This window comes from Aliirhizobium sp. YIM B11859, from assembly GCF_057163345.1.
Genome location: NZ_JBXHAY010000002.1, coordinates 1,076,955 through 1,093,528, shown reverse-complemented (window position 1 = coordinate 1,093,528; position 16,574 = coordinate 1,076,955). Strand labels below are relative to the sequence as shown.

Annotated in this window: 14 protein-coding genes; 2 read left to right on the top strand and 12 right to left on the bottom strand. The window is 61.9% G+C overall.

The window, feature by feature from the left end:
- Positions 1–188 precede the first annotated feature (188 nt).
- The 10 genes from AC2GXZ_RS11505 to rimP all read right to left on the bottom strand — a co-directional run bounded on the left by AC2GXZ_RS11505 (position 189) and on the right by rimP (position 12,025).
- Positions 189–815, bottom strand: coding sequence for a ribonuclease D (locus tag AC2GXZ_RS11505; RefSeq protein ID WP_483759420.1), 627 nt, complete (start codon positions 813–815; stop codon positions 189–191).
- 449 nt (positions 816–1,264) lie between these two features.
- On the bottom strand, positions 1,265–2,263 hold the full coding sequence (locus AC2GXZ_RS11500) for an Ldh family oxidoreductase (RefSeq protein WP_483759268.1): 999 nt from the start codon (positions 2,261–2,263) through the stop codon (positions 1,265–1,267).
- Positions 2,264–2,359: 96 nt separating this feature from the next.
- Positions 2,360–3,289 carry an energy transducer TonB family protein gene (locus AC2GXZ_RS11495; protein WP_483759267.1) on the bottom strand — a complete coding sequence of 310 codons (930 nt, stop codon included), beginning with the start codon at positions 3,287–3,289 and terminating at the stop codon, positions 2,360–2,362.
- The gene (exbD, locus tag AC2GXZ_RS11490) at positions 3,286–3,780 is read right to left on the bottom strand and encodes a TonB system transport protein ExbD (protein WP_483759266.1); all 495 of its coding nucleotides are present in this window, start codon (positions 3,778–3,780) and stop codon (positions 3,286–3,288) included. The genes AC2GXZ_RS11495 and exbD overlap by 4 nt, the downstream gene beginning before the upstream one ends.
- Before the next feature lie 4 nt (positions 3,781–3,784).
- The gene (gene exbB / locus AC2GXZ_RS11485; protein ID WP_483759265.1) at positions 3,785–5,023 is read right to left on the bottom strand and encodes a tonB-system energizer ExbB; all 1,239 of its coding nucleotides are present in this window, start codon (positions 5,021–5,023) and stop codon (positions 3,785–3,787) included.
- Between the two features lie 266 nt (positions 5,024–5,289).
- The gene (kduD, locus tag AC2GXZ_RS11480) at positions 5,290–6,048 is read right to left on the bottom strand and encodes a 2-dehydro-3-deoxy-D-gluconate 5-dehydrogenase KduD (RefSeq protein WP_483759264.1); all 759 of its coding nucleotides are present in this window, start codon (positions 6,046–6,048) and stop codon (positions 5,290–5,292) included.
- Between the two features lie 71 nt (positions 6,049–6,119).
- On the bottom strand, positions 6,120–8,936 hold the full coding sequence (gene infB / locus AC2GXZ_RS11475) for a translation initiation factor IF-2 (protein WP_483759263.1): 2,817 nt from the start codon (positions 8,934–8,936) through the stop codon (positions 6,120–6,122).
- Between the two features lie 100 nt (positions 8,937–9,036).
- Positions 9,037–9,750, bottom strand: a complete 714-nt coding sequence (locus AC2GXZ_RS11470) for an RNA-binding protein (protein ID WP_483759262.1) — start codon at positions 9,748–9,750, stop codon at positions 9,037–9,039.
- Complete coding sequence (gene nusA, locus AC2GXZ_RS11465; RefSeq protein WP_483759261.1) at positions 9,747–11,357, bottom strand: transcription termination factor NusA; 1,611 nt, start codon at positions 11,355–11,357, stop codon at positions 9,747–9,749. Before nusA ends, AC2GXZ_RS11470 begins: the two co-directional genes overlap by 4 nt.
- A gap of 74 nt (positions 11,358–11,431) precedes the next feature.
- Positions 11,432–12,025: a ribosome maturation factor RimP gene (rimP, locus tag AC2GXZ_RS11460; protein ID WP_483759260.1), complete on the bottom strand. Its 594-nt coding sequence runs from the start codon at positions 12,023–12,025 to the stop codon at positions 11,432–11,434.
- A 235-nt stretch (positions 12,026–12,260) separates the two neighbouring features.
- Here rimP and AC2GXZ_RS11455 point away from each other — a divergent pair, with 235 nt between their 5' ends.
- Positions 12,261–13,892 carry an MFS transporter gene (locus tag AC2GXZ_RS11455; protein WP_483759259.1) on the top strand — a complete coding sequence of 544 codons (1,632 nt, stop codon included), beginning with the start codon at positions 12,261–12,263 and terminating at the stop codon, positions 13,890–13,892.
- Between the two features lie 64 nt (positions 13,893–13,956).
- On the opposite strand, the gene AC2GXZ_RS11450 is transcribed toward AC2GXZ_RS11455, so the two are convergent.
- Together AC2GXZ_RS11450 and recR are read right to left on the bottom strand one after the other, a co-directional pair.
- Positions 13,957–15,195 carry a lytic murein transglycosylase gene (locus AC2GXZ_RS11450; RefSeq protein ID WP_483759258.1) on the bottom strand — a complete coding sequence of 413 codons (1,239 nt, stop codon included), beginning with the start codon at positions 15,193–15,195 and terminating at the stop codon, positions 13,957–13,959.
- A gap of 8 nt (positions 15,196–15,203) precedes the next feature.
- The gene (recR, locus tag AC2GXZ_RS11445; RefSeq protein WP_483759257.1) at positions 15,204–15,809 is read right to left on the bottom strand and encodes a recombination mediator RecR; all 606 of its coding nucleotides are present in this window, start codon (positions 15,807–15,809) and stop codon (positions 15,204–15,206) included.
- Positions 15,810–15,864: 55 nt separating this feature from the next.
- Here recR and AC2GXZ_RS11440 point away from each other — a divergent pair, with 55 nt between their 5' ends.
- The gene (locus AC2GXZ_RS11440; protein ID WP_483759256.1) at positions 15,865–16,476 is read left to right on the top strand and encodes an MOSC domain-containing protein; all 612 of its coding nucleotides are present in this window, start codon (positions 15,865–15,867) and stop codon (positions 16,474–16,476) included.
- The last annotated feature ends 98 nt before the right edge of the window (positions 16,477–16,574 follow it).

The window sequence follows — 16,574 nt, the reverse complement described above, 5'->3', positions numbered from 1 at the left end:
GTTGTTCTGCGACGGTGGGACAGTCCGGCCAGGCTGTGCGCAACCAAAAGAGCTGCGTCCACGACGCCTCATGGCGCGATGATGCCGATTGACAGATGCTAAATGGAAATAGTTAACAGCCGGCTAACTGCGAAAGGGCGCTCCTTGGAGCGCCGGCTGCCGGGCATTCGGGCGGGTATAATTCCGCCTCAGCTATGTGCGAATATGTCCGTCTCGTCCCAGCCGAGCAGATCGAGTTTGGCACGCGTCGGCAGAAATTCGAAACAGGCGGCTGCGATCTCGGTTCGTCCGTCCCGCTGGAGCCGCATTGCCAGCTTGTCGCGCAAGGCATGCAAATGAAGCACGTCTGAAGCCGCATAGTCCAGCTGTGCCTGCGAAAGCTTGGCCGCAGCCCAATCCGTCTGCTGTTGGGCCTTCGAGATATCGATCTCCAGCAGTTCTCTGAGATTGTCCTTGAGCCCGTGACGGTCGGTATAGGTTCGCGTCAGGCGGGAGGCGATCTTGGTGCAGAAGACCGTCGTCGTCGTTACACCGAAGGTGTGAAACAGGACGGCGATATCGAAACGGCCGTAATGAAAGATCTTTTGACGCGAAGGATCGGAAAGCAGTGCCACGAGATTGGGCGCTAGCGTTTGTCCGACAGCAATGCGGATGACATCGGCAGTGCCGTCGCCGGGAGACAATTGCACGACACATAGGCGGTCGCGGCGCGGCACCAGCCCGAGCGTTTCCGTGTCGATCGCCACCGCATCGGTGTAACGGGCGGCATCGGCGGCCGGAATATCCCCTTCGTGATAGCGTATTGCGGCCATGATCGCCTTCCAGAGTGTCGGATTTAGATACCGCTATAACGCGGCTTTCGAGGCTGCGATACGGCGATGATGAAACAAGTGACATCGGAGATACTGGGCAAATGCTCAGCAATGCACCTAATGCATTGCTGCATTGCACCGAACCGACTTGGCGAAACGGCATCGTCCGGCATATAAGTTAGTTCATCGGACGACGCACTCCTCCTCCCAGTGTCGTTCGAGACGGATCGACAACATCCTCCTCCTCCCAGTTGTCGATCAAGTTTAAAGCCTGGCGCATCCTCCTCCCGCGCCAGGCTTTTCTCGTTTCTGGGCGCCGTTTCCAGCAATCTTCATTCGAAATGAACTCTGCAGATTGGCCGCATGCGCGCGTGACGTAATTTGCGTTGCAATGGTCGGATATTGCGCATCGATCAAGCCGAGGCCCGCACGGAGCCTCGGCCTCGTGCTCATCAGCTTTGGCGCAGGGCGTCGATCGCCTTCAGCACATCATCCTCGATCTCTATGCCGTTTTCGAGCGCCTGCGCGCGCAGGCCGCGGCCCCTGCGCCCCGGAAGCCTGACGCCTTCCTGACTGCTCATCTCTTCTGCAAGACCAGCCATGCGTTCTGCCGTCCCGCCGCCATTGGCGGCATCCGGCTCGATTGCGATGATCGTATGACCAAGCGCCGGCGGCGGTCCTTTCTCGTCGAACAACGAGCTTGCCTGATAGGAGAAATTGGCACCTGCAAGACCGGCGGACAAAACTTCCACCATCAGCGCCAAGGCAGCGCCCTTGGCGCCGCCGGATGGCGCCATCGTGCCCTTCATTGCCGCCGCTGCATCGGTTGTCGGGTTGCCGTCGATGTCGAAGGCCCAGTCGTCGGGGATGCTCGTCCCCTTCTGGGTGGCTTCCATCACCTTGCCGCGGGCGACCTTGGAAAGCGCAAGGTCGATGACCAACGGCGTGCTGCCGGAAACCGGTACGGCAAAAGCGATCGGGTTGGTGCCGTAAAGCGGGCGCTTGCCGCCCCACGGCGCCATGGCGGCAGGGGCATTGGCAAACATCATCGCAACGAGACCTTTGTCGGCCAGCCGTTCCACCGTGAGTGCCATGACGCCGGCATGATGCGAGCGGTTGATCGCGGCAAAGGCGATGCCCTGTTCGCGGGCGATCGCAGGAAGTTCCAAAACGGCAAGATCGAGCGCCGGATAGGCAAAGCCATGGGCGGCATCGATCGAAAGCACACCGGGACGCGGGCGAGAAGCTGCTGCCTGTGCCAAACCATCCACCTTGCCGGTCCGCACCTGCTTGACATAGGCGGGTACGCGACGAAGGCCGTGGCCCGACTGGCCGGCCGCTTCCGACTGCACAAGCGCGCGGGCAACCGAGAGCGCGGTGGAAGGCAGAACGCCGTTTTCTTCGAAGACGCTGCGAACCAGCGTCTCGGCTTCGGTGAGGGTCAAATGCATGGGGAGGTGGGTCCAGAAATTCGGTGTTGAGGCAAGCGACCACCAGTGTTCCGGGCCTTCACCCCTTAAGCGGGGAGAGGTCGGTTTCCTATGCGGTCACTTGCACTCTACCGACTGAGTGAGCGTAGTTGCAACACCTGAAGGCGGCGCCGGGATCGGCGATGCGTTGCGGATGGCCGAGGTCACATAATCGTCGATCTGCGAATTTCCCGAGGATCGGGCAATCGACACGCGGCCGATATTGCCGCTCCCATCGAAGCTGAAGCTGACCGCGACGACGCCTCTGTCGCCGCCTGGGCAGCGCCGTGCATTGCGGGCAATCTTTGCCCGGACGCGTGTCATCCAGCGCGCCGGAGAAACGTTCGGTGTCGAAATCGAGCCGGTTGCCGATTGGCTTGCGGCGTTGCGGTCCGACTGCTCGACCTGAGCCTTCGCCTGCGCCATTTCCTTGCGGGCCTGCTGCTGCTTGCGGCGCTCGACCTTTTTCACCGGCTCCTTCTTGGGCTCCGGCTTTTCGACGACTTCAGGTGGCGGTGGGGGACGAACGACCGGCAGCGGAACTTCTACATTGTCGAGCGCTGCCGTCATCTGCTCTTCGATCGAATCCGGTTCCTCGATAGGTTCTGGCGGCGGCTCCGGCAGAGGCTCGGCAATTTCCGGTTCAGGCGGTTCCGGTGGCGGCGGCTCCGGGGTCTCGACCACTTCCGGCGGAGGCTCGACCGGATCAGGGATGGGTTCCGGCTGGGCATCTTCCACCGGTTCCGACTGCTCGCTTTCCACCTTCTCGGCATCTGCCATGTCGGGAGAAATCTGTTCCTCCTCGGTATTCACGGCTTCCGGTTCGGGCGCGAGCTCGATCATGATCGCCGAAGGTGGCGCGCTGTCCGCCTCGGTCACTGGCTCTTCCTGCAACAGCAGGGCAGCGGCGGCAATATGGGCCGTCAGGATCAGGATGCTGGCGCCCGTCCACAGAGAGAGCTCGCCGATCCGCTGACCACGGCTGCGATACGGAGCGGCAGGGTTCATTGTCCTGCTCCGGCTGCAGGCGCGGCCGGAGCCACTGGCTGGCCACCTGCAGGCTGCGCTGCGGCCGGTGCCGGCAACGTCTCCAGGCCGACAAGTGCGATCTTCAGATATCCGGAATTGCGCAGCAGGTTCATCACTTCCATGAACTGCCCGTAATCAACGCCCTTGTCCGCACGCAGGAAGATGCGGGTGTCCTTCTTTCCGCCGGTCACGGTATCAAGCCGGCGCGCCAGCTGATCCCGCGCCACCGGGTCATTGCCGACATTGAGTGTCAGGTCCGACTGCACAGTGAGGTAAAGAGGCTCTTCCGGGCGTTGCGCCGGCTTGGCGCTGGAGGCGGGAAGATCGACATTGACATCGACCGTCGAAAGCGGTGCTGCAACCATGAAGATGATCAGGAGAACGAGCATGACGTCGATAAACGGCGTCACGTTGATCTCGTGGTTCTCCTGCAATTCGTCGCCGTGATGTTCACGAATGCCGCCAGCCATGAAATTACTCCCCGGCTACGAGCGACATCGGGGCGGGTTTGCGGCCGCCCGGCGGTACCTTGCGGAAATCGAGATCCCGGCTGACAAGTCGCTCGACGCCGGCGGCCGCATCGGCAAGCAGCTGGCGGTAGCCCGTCACTGACCGGGCAAAAGCGTTGTAGATGATGACCGCGGGGATGGCGGCGACGAGGCCGACGGCCGTCGCCAGCAACGCTTCTGCGATGCCCGGTGCCACGACCGCGAGATTGGTCGTCTGCGTCTCGGAAATACCGATGAACGCGTTCATGATGCCCCAGACGGTACCGAACAGCCCGACAAAGGGTGCGACGGAGCCAATTGTCGCAAGGATACCGGTCCCGCGTGCAATCCGCCGTCCGGCAAAGGCCTCGATCCGCGAAAGCGAAGAGCCGACCCGCTCCTTGACGCCATCGCCATGTACATGGTCGAGAGCGGCTTCCGAAAGGTTCATTTCGTCGGCAGCCACCGTCAGCATATAGGCAGCCGGGCCGCCGCGGCCGGCCGACTTGTCGACGGCTTCGGCAAGCGTGCGGGAATTGCGGATGATCTTGATGATCCGGCCGGCGCGAGCCCGCGCTCCTGCCAGTTCCAGCGTCTTCACCAGCCAGACGGTCCAGGTTGCCAGCGAAGCGACGGCAAGGCCGATCATCACCGTTTTAACGACCCAGTCGGCTGCCATGAACATGCCCCAGGGCGAAAGATCATGCGGAATTGTCAGTGCCGGCGGCTCCTCGGCGGGCACGATCTCCGTCACGCTTTCCTGCGGTGCGGGTGCGGCCGGCATGGAATTCTGATCGGTTGCAGCCGAGGTGGCCGGTGCCGGTACGGATTGATCTGGGGTCGAAGGCGCCTGCGCAGAGGTCGACGGGGCAACCGGCGCCGCGTCTTGCGTGGCGGGAGCGACAGTGGGTGCCGGTGCTGCGGGTGCAGAAGGCGTCACTATGGGCTGCGCCGGGCTCGGCTGTGCTGCTTCGGGCAGGGCAGGGCTGGGCTGGGCAGATGGCGCGGCGCGGCTCGTCGTCGGTGCGGCCGATGTAGGAGCGGGCTGCTGCTGGGTCGTCGGCGCCTGGGAAGCCGCGGTCGGCTGCTGTGCAGGTGTCTCCGGCGTCTGGGCCATCGCCATGGCGCTCATCACGGCAAGCGCGGCGGCCGTCGTTCCGAGCTGTTTCGCCACTGTCGCAAGGCGGCGGTTTCCGGTAGCGGCGAGGGCGAAATCAACAGACATGGCAGACGATACTCCGACTATTGCCGAAAGGCATTCTTGCCGGCTCGGCATAAGATCATTCGGTCGCGAGACGGCCTTGGGCCGAAAGGGGACTATGCTGCTATGCGATAATAAACATGACTGGAAATGGCAACTAATAAATCTTGAGTGAAGCTGCCAATTTTAGCTCAGGAATGGCGGAAATGACAGATGTCAGCCCGCGGCCTCTGCAGCGCCATTTTTTCAACGGTGCTGCAGAGCCTTGGCCTTGGCGCGGAAACGTCGGATTATCGGGCGAGCCAGCCGCCGTCGACAGGTAGGACCGTGCCATGCACATAGTCTGCGGCGGCCGAGGACAGGAACACCGCCGCCCCGCCGATCTCTTCCGGCTTGCCCCAGTGGCCGGCCGGAATGCGGGCCAGAATGGCGGCATTGCGCTCGGCATCGTTGCGCAGCGCTTCGGTATTGTTGGTCGAGAAATAGCCCGGCGCAATCGCATTGACATTGATGCCTTTGGCGGCCCACTCGCAGGCAAGCAGCCGCGTCAGGCCGGCAAGCCCGCTCTTAGATGCCGTATAGGAAGGGATGCGGATCCCGCCCTGAAAGGAAAGCAGCGAAGCGATATTGACGATCTTGCCACCCTTGTCGGCTGCAACGAGACGGCGGGCAAACGCCTGGCACAGAAAGAATACGTTCTTCAGGTTGAGATCCATGACCGCGTCCCAGTCCGCCTCGGTGAAGTCAAGCGCGTCGGCACGCCGGATGATGCCGGCATTGTTGATCAGGATATCGGCGCCGCCGGCCCAGGCCGCCGTCTCGTCGAGGATGCGCTCTATCGGTTCAAGCGTGCCGAGGTCGGCCGAAATGGCGAGGCTTTGGCCTCCGAGATCCGAGATGGCCGCCTCCGTCTGTGCCATCGACGACCGCCCGACCAATGCGACCTTTGCTCCGGCCTCGGCAAGAGCTACGGAGATGGCCTGGCCAAGGCCGGTATTGGCCCCTGTGACGATCGCTGTCTTGCCGGTCAGGTCGAACGAATTAGCCATGCTTTTCTCCTTGCAAACGAAAACCGCCGGAGATTGCTCCCCGGCGGTTCGTAACATGACAAATGCTAAGCTTAAAGCGTGCGCGTGATGTGTTCCACGCGGAAGCACTCGATGACGTCTCCGGCGCGGATATCCTCGTAGTTTTCGAAGGCCATACCGCATTCCTGACCCATCGGCACTTCCGAGACTTCGTCCTTGAAGCGCTTGAGCGTCTTGAGCTTGCCTTCGTGGATGACGACGTTGTCGCGCAGCAGGCGTACGCCCGCACCACGTTCGACCTTGCCTTCGACGACGCGGCAACCCGCAACCTTGCCGGTCTTGGTGATGTTGAACACTTCCAGGATTTCGGCATTGCCGAGGAAGGTTTCGCGGCGTTCCGGCGAAAGAAGACCGGACATCGCTGCCTTCACGTCATCCACCAGATCGTAGATGATGTTGTAGTAGCGGATCTCGGTACCGGCACGTTCTGCGGCTGCACGCGCCTGTGCATTGGCACGGACGTTGAAGCCGATGATCGCGGCGTCGGAGGATTCGGCCAGCGAAAGATCCGACTCGGTGATGGCGCCGGCGCCGGAATGGACGATGCGGGCCCGGACTTCGTCGGTGCCGAGCTTGTCGAGAGCACCGATGATCGCTTCGATGGAACCCTGCACGTCGCCCTTGATGAGCAGCGGGAATTCCTTGTAGCCGGTGTTCTGCAGCTTGCTCATCATCTGTTCGAGCGAACCGCGCTGGCCGGTCTGGCGAGCGACCGCCTTGTCACGGGCAAGCCGCTGGCGATATTCGGAAATCTCGCGGGCACGGCTTTCGTTCTCGACGACGGCGAACTTGTCGCCGGCAGCAGGCGTGCCGGACAGGCCGAGCACTTCGACCGGCATGGCCGGACCGGCTTCCTTGACATGGTCGCCCTTGTCGGTGACGAGCGCGCGAACGCGGCCCCACTGATCGCCGGCAACGATGATCTGGCCCGGCTTCAGCGTACCCTTCTGGACCAGCACGGTCGCAACCGCACCACGGCCACGGTCGAGCTGTGCTTCGATCACGGTACCTTCGGCCGTACGGCTCGGATCCGCCTTCAGGTCGAGGATTTCGGCCTGCAGCAGAACGGCTTCGAGCAGCTTGTCGAGGTTGGTCTTGTTCTTCGCCGAAACTTCGACGTCGAGCACTTCACCACCGAGCGATTCAACGAAGACTTCGTGCTGCAGAAGCTGCTGACGGACCTTGTCCGGGTTGGCTTCGTGCTTGTCGATCTTGTTGATCGCAACGATGATCGGAACGCCGGCTGCCTTGGCATGGGCGATCGATTCGATCGTCTGCGGCATTACGCTGTCGTCGGCTGCAACCACCAGGATCGCGATATCCGTCGCCTGTGCACCACGGGCACGCATGGCCGTGAAGGCGGCGTGACCGGGGGTGTCGATGAAGGTGATCTTCTGGCCGTTCTGTTCGACCTGATAGGCACCGATATGCTGGGTGATGCCACCGGCTTCGCCCGAAACCACGTTTGCCTGACGGATCGCGTCGAGCAGCGAGGTCTTGCCGTGGTCGACGTGACCCATGATCGTCACGACCGGAGGACGCGAAACCATTTCACCGGCATCGTCGGCAATGTTGAAGATACCTTCTTCAACGTCGGATTCCGAAACGCGCTTGACGGTATGGCCGAATTCACCGGCGATGAGTTCGGCAAGGTCGGCGTCGATGACGTCGCCCGGCTTCATCATCTGGCCTTCCTTCATCAGGTACTTGATGACGTCGACCGCGCGTTCGGACATGCGCTGCGACAGTTCCTGAATGGTAATGGTCTCAGGCAGGATGACTTCGCGAATAACCTTTTCGCGGGTTTCCTGCATCTGGCTGCGGCGGAATTTTTCCTGCCGACGGCGCATTGCCGCCATCGAGCGGCCGCGTGCGCTGCCGTCATCGTCAACGCCTGCGGTGCCGATCGTCAGCTTGCCCTGGCGGCGACCTTCATCGCCCTTCGGACGTGCCGGCGGCTTTGCCGGCGGAGGAGTGGCCACACGGCCACGACCCGGTGCGGCGGGACGGGTAGGGCTACGTTCTTCTTCTTCTTCGTTACCGCGGCGGCCGCGTACGGCCCCAGGCTGCGCTGCGGGAGCGCCGGCACCTGGGCGGGGAGCCTGGGAATCCTGCGGGCGTCCGGCCGTTGCCCGGTCGGAGGTCCGGGCAACGGCCGGAGCCGGCGCTGCGGCGACCGGTTCGGGTTCCGGCTCTGGCTGCGGTTCGGCCGCACGGCGTGCAGCTTCTGCAGCTTCCTCTACCTTGCGGCGTTCTTCCTCGGCCTGGCGGCGGATTTCGTCCTCGGCGCGCTGCTTGGCTTCGACGACGTCGCGGGCCTGCGCTTCCATCAATGCGCGGCGACGGGCTTCCATCTCGCCTGCGGAGAGATCATGAAGAACGTTCGGACGCTGCGGGCGATGCGGCTGGCTGGATTGCTGGGGGCGCTGGCCCTGCTGGTGGTTGGGGCGCTGGCCCTGAGGCTGCCCCTGGCGCTGGTTATGCGGCTGGCCCTGGTGAGAACCGGGACGCTGTCCCTGCTGCGGAGCCGGGCGCTGTGCTTGCGGAGCAGGCTGCGGAGCGCGGGCCTGAGGTGCTGCAACGACCGCTGCCGGTGCGGCGGGAGCCTGCGGAGCTGCTGGTGCAGCGGCTTCGACCGGACGTGGTGCCGGGGCAGCCGGCGTGGTGATCGGTGTGATCGGCTTTTCGTCCTGCGGGCGGGTCGGGCGGCGCTTTACCGTTTCGACGACGACTGCCTTGGTGCGACCACGACCCATATCCTGACGCACGGTACCCTGGCTCATGCCGGATGGCTTGAGCGAAAGGGTCTTCTTGGCGCCGAATGTCTTGTCGTCTTTGTTATCCGTCATTCCGTTCCTGTTCCTTCGTACAGGAACGGATGAAAACCATCAGGACCTGTCGTTCAACTCATACATATCGATGTGCGTCCGGCTAAAGCCGGTGACCGCGTCATTGTTTCGGCATGTCAGCGACACCTTTTGTCTGGGACAGACCGCCCTTGCGGTACTGTTCAAGTAGGTTTGCGCGCTTCACTACACCCTCACCCGCCTGCCCTGCAAGCGCGCAAGCATGGATAAAAGCATTCTCGCCCATCACTTCGTCCAATTCCGCTGCGGTGAGCAGCGAAAAGGACGGAATGTCTTCTTCCGACTCGGTTCCGAGTCTCCAGGCCTTGCGGGCCTGGTCTATTTTTCTGACGCTGTCCGCCGCCGCATCAGAAGCGTGAAACACAGCGATCGCGGCACCGCTGCGAACCGCGGCATCCACCTTTGCAGCACCCTTGACGAACTGGGCAGCCTTGCGCGCCAGGTTCATCATGCCGGCAAGGTCTGCCACCAGCAGCCGGTCAACGAGGGCGCCCAGATCGGCAGCCGCCTTGGCGTCGCTCTTGAGCGCCCGTGCAAAAAGCTGCTTCTTGACCGCGCGGTCGATAAGCTGCCGTTCGGCGCGAACCCAGCAGCCACGTCCGGGAAGCTGACGCTTCAGGTCCGGTACAACGCTTCCGTCGGGAGCCCGGACGAAGCGGATCAGCGCTTCCGGGCTGGTCGCCTCGCGGGTGACGATGCAGGTGCGGTCGTTCACGACGAAATCGTCCGGCCACTCATCGTCCCGAGGATCGTCGACTGCATCTGCGTCATCCGTCTGGTTGCCGGCCGTGATCATTCCTGATCAGCGGCTGCGGCCTCTTCCTCAGCGATCTCTTCTTCTTCCGTGGCAAGATCGGCTTCGGTGATCCAGCCTGCAAGCAGACGGGCCTGGACGATCATGTTTTCGGCTTCGACGCGGGAAACGTCGAATTTCGAGAACGTACCTTCGAACTTCTTCGTCTCGCCGTCCTTGCGTTCCGACCAGCCGACGAGATCGTCTGCGGCGCAGCCGGCAAAGTCCTCGATTGTCTTGATGCCTTCCTGGCCAAGAGCGACCAGCATCTGGGCGGTGAGGCCGTTGATCTGCTTCAGCTCGTCGGTGACGCCGAGCTCGATGCGCTTGGCGTCGTTTTCACCCTCGATGCGCTCCAGATATTCGCGGGCGCGTGTCTGGATCTCGTTGGCGGTATCTTCGTCGAAGCCGTCGATCGAGGAGATTTCCTCGAGATCGGTATAGGCGAGTTCCTCGACCTGGGCGAAGCCTTCGGAAGCAAGCACCTGGCCGACCATCTCGTCCACGTCCAGCGCGTCCATGAACAGGTTGGTGCGCTCGTTGAATTCCTTCTGGCGGCGCTCCGATTCTTCGGCTTCCGTCATGATATCGATGTCCCAGCCGGTCAGCTGGGAAGCGAGGCGAACGTTCTGGCCGCGGCGGCCGATGGCCAGCGACAGCTGCTCGTCCGGCACCACGACTTCGATACGCTCTGCGTCTTCGTCAAGAACGACCTTGGCGACTTCAGCCGGCTGCAGGGCGTTGACGATGAACGATGCCGGATCCTGGGACCACGGAATGATGTCGATCTTTTCGCCCTGAAGCTCGCCGACGACGGCCTGGACGCGGCTGCCGCGCATACCGACGCAGGCGCCGACCGGATCGATCGACGAATCGTTGGAGATGACGGCGATCTTGGCGCGCGAACCCGGATCACGGGCAACCGATTTGATCTGGATGATGCCGTCGTAGATTTCCGGAACTTCCATGGTGAACAGCTTCACCATGAATTGCGGATGGGTACGCGACAGGAAAATCTGCGGGCCGCGCTGTTCGCGACGGACGTCATAGACATAGGCACGGACGCGATCGCCGTAGCGCATGTTTTCGCGCGGGATCATTTCGTCACGACGGATGATGCCTTCGCCACGGCCGAGGTCGACAATCACGTTGCCATATTCGACGCGCTTGACCGAACCGTTGACGATCTCGCCGACGCGATCCTTGAACTCGTCGAACTGGCGGTCCCGTTCGGCTTCGCGAACCTTCTGCACGATGACCTGCTTTGCCGACTGGGCGGCGATGCGGCCGAAATCCATCGGCGGCAGCGGATCGGCGATGAAGTCGCCGATCTTGGCGTCGACATTGCGGTCGCGGGCCAGCGTCAGCGGGATCTGCGTGCCGTAGTCTTCGGCGACCTCGACGACTTCCAGCAGGCGCTGAAGCCGGATTTCGCCGGTCTTTGAATTGATGTCGGCGCGGATGTTTGTTTCCGAACCGTAACGCGAGCGGGCAGCCTTCTGGATGGCGTCGGCCATCGCGGCCAGCACGATTTCGCGGTCGATGACCTTTTCGCGGGCCACAGCATCTGCGATCTGCAGAAGTTCAAGCCGGTTTGCGCTCACTGCCATTTTCGTTGGTCTCCGTAGGTCCAATTCTGGCGGCCTTTTTACCCCTCGAGGGCCAAGGCCAGTGTGTTGGTCTGTTATTCTTCGTCTTCGGCTTCGTCGTTCTGGTTCGCCGCCTGCTGCTTGGCGAGCTTGTCAGCCCTCAGCGCATCGCGGATCAGATCGTCGGTCAGGATCAGCTTGCCCTCGGAAAGAGCCGAGAACGGGATCGTCACCCGGGGTTCCTCGCCATAGGCGACCTGGTCCCGCTCGATGGTGAAACCCTCGTCGTTGACTTCGGCAATCTTGCCGCGAAACCGCTTGCGGTTGTCGATCATGATCGACGTTTCGCATTTCACCAGATGTCCGGTCCAGCGGGTGAAATCCGACTTGCGCACCATCGGCCGGTCGATGCCGGGCGAAGACACTTCGAGATGATACTCGCGATCGATCGGATCTTCCACATCAAGAACGGGTGAGATCGCCACGGACACGGCCTCGCAGCCCTCGACATCCATCGTGCCGTCGAGGCGTTCGGCCATGATCTGCAGCGTCATGCCGTTCTGGTTGAGCATGCGTACCCGGACCAGCTGGTAATCCATTGCGGCCAATACCGGCTCGATGATCTCGGCGACCCTCAGGTCGAGGCCAGTCTCGATGATGAGACGCGGCTCGTGGTCTGTCTGCTGCATAAGCTCTCCGGTTCAATGCCCGCGTCGTCGATGCGGGTTGAAGTGATCGCCTAACAAAAAAGAGCGGGTCCGGGAGGGCCCACTCTTCATCGGACGATCAAGAATATGGGCTGCATATACGCGCTTGGACCGGCAATTGCAAGGCTTGCAGATTTTCTCGGGCGGGGCGCTGGAATTGGCCGGCTTGAAGTCTATAACCGATCAACAGACCCGAAAGAGGAGCCAGGGCCACATCGTGCCGGACAGGATAGCAACACTCGCGCCGTTCAAGAACCAGACCTTCCGTACGATATGGATCGCGAGCATTGCGTCGAATTTCGGCGGATTGATACAGGCCGTCGGCGCCGCCTGGATGATGACGTCGATCTCCAACTCGCAGGACATGGTCGCCCTGGTGCAGGCTTCGACCGCCCTGCCGATAATGCTGTTTTCGCTGATCGCCGGCGCACTGGCCGATAATTACAATCGGCGCAGCCTGATGCTGACGGCCCAGGTCTTCATGCTTGTCGTGTCGATCGCGCTTACGGCCTTTGCCTATCTCGGTCTGCTGACGCCGTGGCTGCTGCTGCTATTCACCTTTCTGCTCGGCTGCGGAGTGGCGCTCAACAATCCTTCGTGGCAGGCCTCGGTCGGCGACATCGTCTCAAGGGACATGCTTCCGCAGGCCGTGACGCTGAACAGTGTTGGTTTCAATATAACCAGAAGCGTCGGCCCGGCGATCGGCGGCATCGTTGTAGCCGCAGCCGGCGCTGCCGCCGCTTTCGCGGTCAATGCAGCAAGCTATATTGCGCTGATGTATGCGTTGTTGCGCTGGAAACCCGAGAGGCGGGATGACGCCCTGCCGCGCGAGACCATGGGCCAGGCGCTTTTGGCCGGGCTCGGTTACGTCACCATGTCGCCGAACATCCTCAACGTGCTGTTTCGCGGGCTTCTGTTCGGTTTTTCCGCGAGCGTCATTCTGGCCCTGCTGCCGATCGTGGCGCGGGATCTCGTTGATGGCGGGCCGTTGACTTACGGCATCATGCTCGGCGCCTTCGGATTGGGCGCCGTGGGCGGCGCCATGGCCAATGCCAGGCTGCGGGAAAGGCTATCGAGCGAAAGGATCGTGCAGTTCGCTTTTCTCGGCTTTGCCGCAAGCTCCGCCACGATCGGCCTCAGCAGCAATATCTGGTTGACCTCGCTCGTTCTGCTTGTCCCTGGTGCCTGTTGGGTTCTGGCGCTGTCGCTGTTCAACACCACTGTACAACTCTCCACGCCGCGCTGGGTCGTCGGCCGGGCTTTGTCGTTCTACCAGACCGCCACGTTCGGCGGTATTGCCGCCGGCAGCTGGATCTGGGGCGTTGCCGCTGAAGAACTCGGCGTCTCGGTCGCCCTGACGCTTGCCAGCCTCGCGACGCTGGCCGGAGCGCTTGCCGGCATCCGTTCGCCGCTGCCGCAGTTCACCGATCTGGACCTGAGCCCGCTCAACCGGTTCAACGAACCGATGCTGCGGCTCGATCTGAAACCACGAAGCGGACCGATCGTGCTGCAGATCGATTACGAGATCGACGACAAGGATATTCCCGAATTTCTGACGCTGATGGCGCGCCGGCGGCGGGTGCGCATTCGCGATGGCGCCCGCCAATGGGCATTGATGCGCGATCTGGAACAGACCGATCTCTGGACCGAGACCTATCACACGGCAACCTGGGCGGACTATCTCCGGCACAATCAGCGCCGGCTGCAGATCGATGCCGAGATCTGGGATGCCATCCGCCAACTGCACAAGGGAGTGGACGGGCCGCGCGTGCATCGCATGATCGAGCGTCAGGCGATTCCGCCGAGCGACGACATCTTCCACAAACCGCATATCGACCTGCACCACTAGCGTATGTCTCCCGAAAGCGGTTGCGGTTTCGGGATGAAGAAATGCGCGTTGGGTGGGGCGGTGTTTACCTGAGCTTCGCCTTCAGCGACGCATCCGGATAGCAGGTCGGCGAAATGCCCGCCTTCGCCTGCCAGTCGCCGAGCGAACGGCGCGTCTTGAATCCGGGAAGTCCGTCGACATTGCCGACATCATATCCCTTCGAAACAAGTGCCTTCTGCATGGCAAGCACGTCGGAGCGCAGCATCTTGCCGACGTCACCCCAGGAAGCCTCAAATGGTCCCGCGCCGTGGGCGATGCGATCAGCGAGATTGCCGATGAACAGCGCGTAGAGGTCCGAGTTGTTGTACTCCTTCAGCACATAAAAATTCGGCGTGACGACGAATTCCGGTCCGTTTCTTCCCGCTGGCAGAAGCATCATCCCCTGTGCCTTGAGTTCCGAAGACGGGAATGGCTTGGCTGTAATGCGGGTAATCCCGGTCGATACCCAGGTGGAAATCGGCTTGGCGAGATCAGGGCCTTCCTGTGCGCAACTGACGTGTGATGGAATGGATACTTCGAAACCCCAGTCGCGGCCGCGTTGCCAGCCTTTGAGCTGAAGATAGTGGGCGATGGACGCCAGCGTGTCAGGCACCGAGTTCCAGATGTCGGGATGCCCGTCGCGGTCGAAATCGACGGCATATTTGAGATAGCTCGTCGGCATGAACTGCGGCTGGCCGAGCGCACCGGCCCATGATCCCTTCATTGCCGAGGCACTGACATCGCCGCGCTGGATCATCGTCAGCGCCGCAATCAATTCCGTCCGGAACATGTCTTTGCGGGTCGACATGAAGGCCTTGGTTGCCAGCACGTCGATCGCCGAATAGGGAAGCTTCGCCTTGCCGAAACCGGTTTCCCGGCCCCAGATCGCCACCACGATCTCGCCGGGAACGCCGTAAGCCGCCTCGATCTGCTTGAGTGTCGAAGCATAGGTGGAGGCCAGACCGCGGCCGGTTGCAGCCAGTCCCTGAAGGCGCTTTTCGGAGAAATAGGCGCCCGGCGAGGAAAACTCGGCCTGGCTCTGGTCCTGCTGTTGCGGTGGTTTGGAACCGGGCGGCACAAGATCCGGTAGGTCCCAATTCAGTGTCACGCCCTTGAATGCGGTCTGGATCGTGCGTTCCGATATGCCGGCCTTGCGCGCTTCAGGGCCAAGATCGCCGGCGATCCATCGCTGGAACTGTTTTTCCACATCCGGCCTGTTCTGGGCGGAAGCGGGGAAGGGAAGAAGCGAAGCCAGGGCCGCCAGAGCCAGAAATGTCCTGCGCATCATTCCTCCTAGATCGCCGTACGCGCCCTGAGTGCCGCCGTCAGCGTGCCCTCGTCGAGATAGTCGAGTTCGCCGCCGACCGGCACGCCATGCGCCAGCCTTGTGATCTTGACGTCGAAATCGGCAAGCTGGTCGGTAATGTAATGGGCCGTGGTCTGCCCTTCGACGGTGGCATTGACCGCAATGATGATCTCCTTGACCGCACCTTCGCTGACCCGGTCGACGAGCGCGCGGATATTCAGGTCATCGGGACCGACGCCGTCGAGCGGCGACAGCGTGCCGCCGAGAACGTGATAGGCGGCATTCATTGCCCCGGCCCGCTCCAGTGCCCACAAGTCGGAAACGTCCTCGCAGACGATCAGCGTCGACTGGTCGCGGCGGATGTCGGTGCACACGGTGCAGGGATCGGATGTATCGACATTGCCGCAACGCGAGCAGATCTTCACCTTGTCATAGGCTTCGCCCATGGCATGCGACAGGGGACCAAGCAGCTGGTCCTTCTTCTTGATCAGATGCAGTGCCGCCCGGCGCGCCGATCGGGGGCCCAGGCCCGGAACCTTCGCCAGCAGCTGGATAAGTTTTTCGATTTCGGGACCGGTGACTCGCTTTGCCATGGTCCCCCTTTAGCCCATATGTCGGTTGAACGGAAATACCGAAGAACGAGGCCGCATGAAACTTCTCGCCATCTGCATGGGCAATGCGCAAAGGTTGACCGGCAAAAGCTACAAGAGCGGCATTCACAAAATGCCGGTCCATGGTCCGGTGATGATCGATCCGTTTGGCCTTGTCGGAGATGCGGTCTGCAACAAGAAACATCACGGGGGCCCGGATCAGGCGATCCTGCTTGAAGGATCGCTGACGCTGGAATGGTGGGCGGCCGAACTTGGCCGGGATGTGCCGTTTGGCATGTTTGGCGAAAATCTTGTCATAGAGGGGCTAGACAATCGCGACGTGGCGGCGGGAGACCGCTTTCAGGTCGGTGACGTCACGCTTGAAGCGACTTGTCCGCGCCTGCCCTGCAACACCCTGGCAGTGAAGATGGGCAACGCCGGATTTCCGAAGTCTTTCTTCAACGCCGGCCGCCCTGGTATCTATTGCCGGGTTCTCCAGCAAGGCGTGGTATATCCGCAGGCTGCTGTTCGTCACGATCTTTATGACGGTGACCGGGTCCTGCTTTCCGAACTGCTGGCCGCAACCGGAACGCGTCTTTCCGAAAGCCAGAGGGCGCGCTTTCTCGGCGTGCCGATCGGCAGCCGCTTGAGGGCGATGTTTGACGCGTGAACGCAGCCAAAGCCCGAAGCGGGAGGCAGTCATGCTAATAAAGCCAATGATAACCAAACCGTGACATATGGTGATGTGGTCACCATTGGATCAGGCTC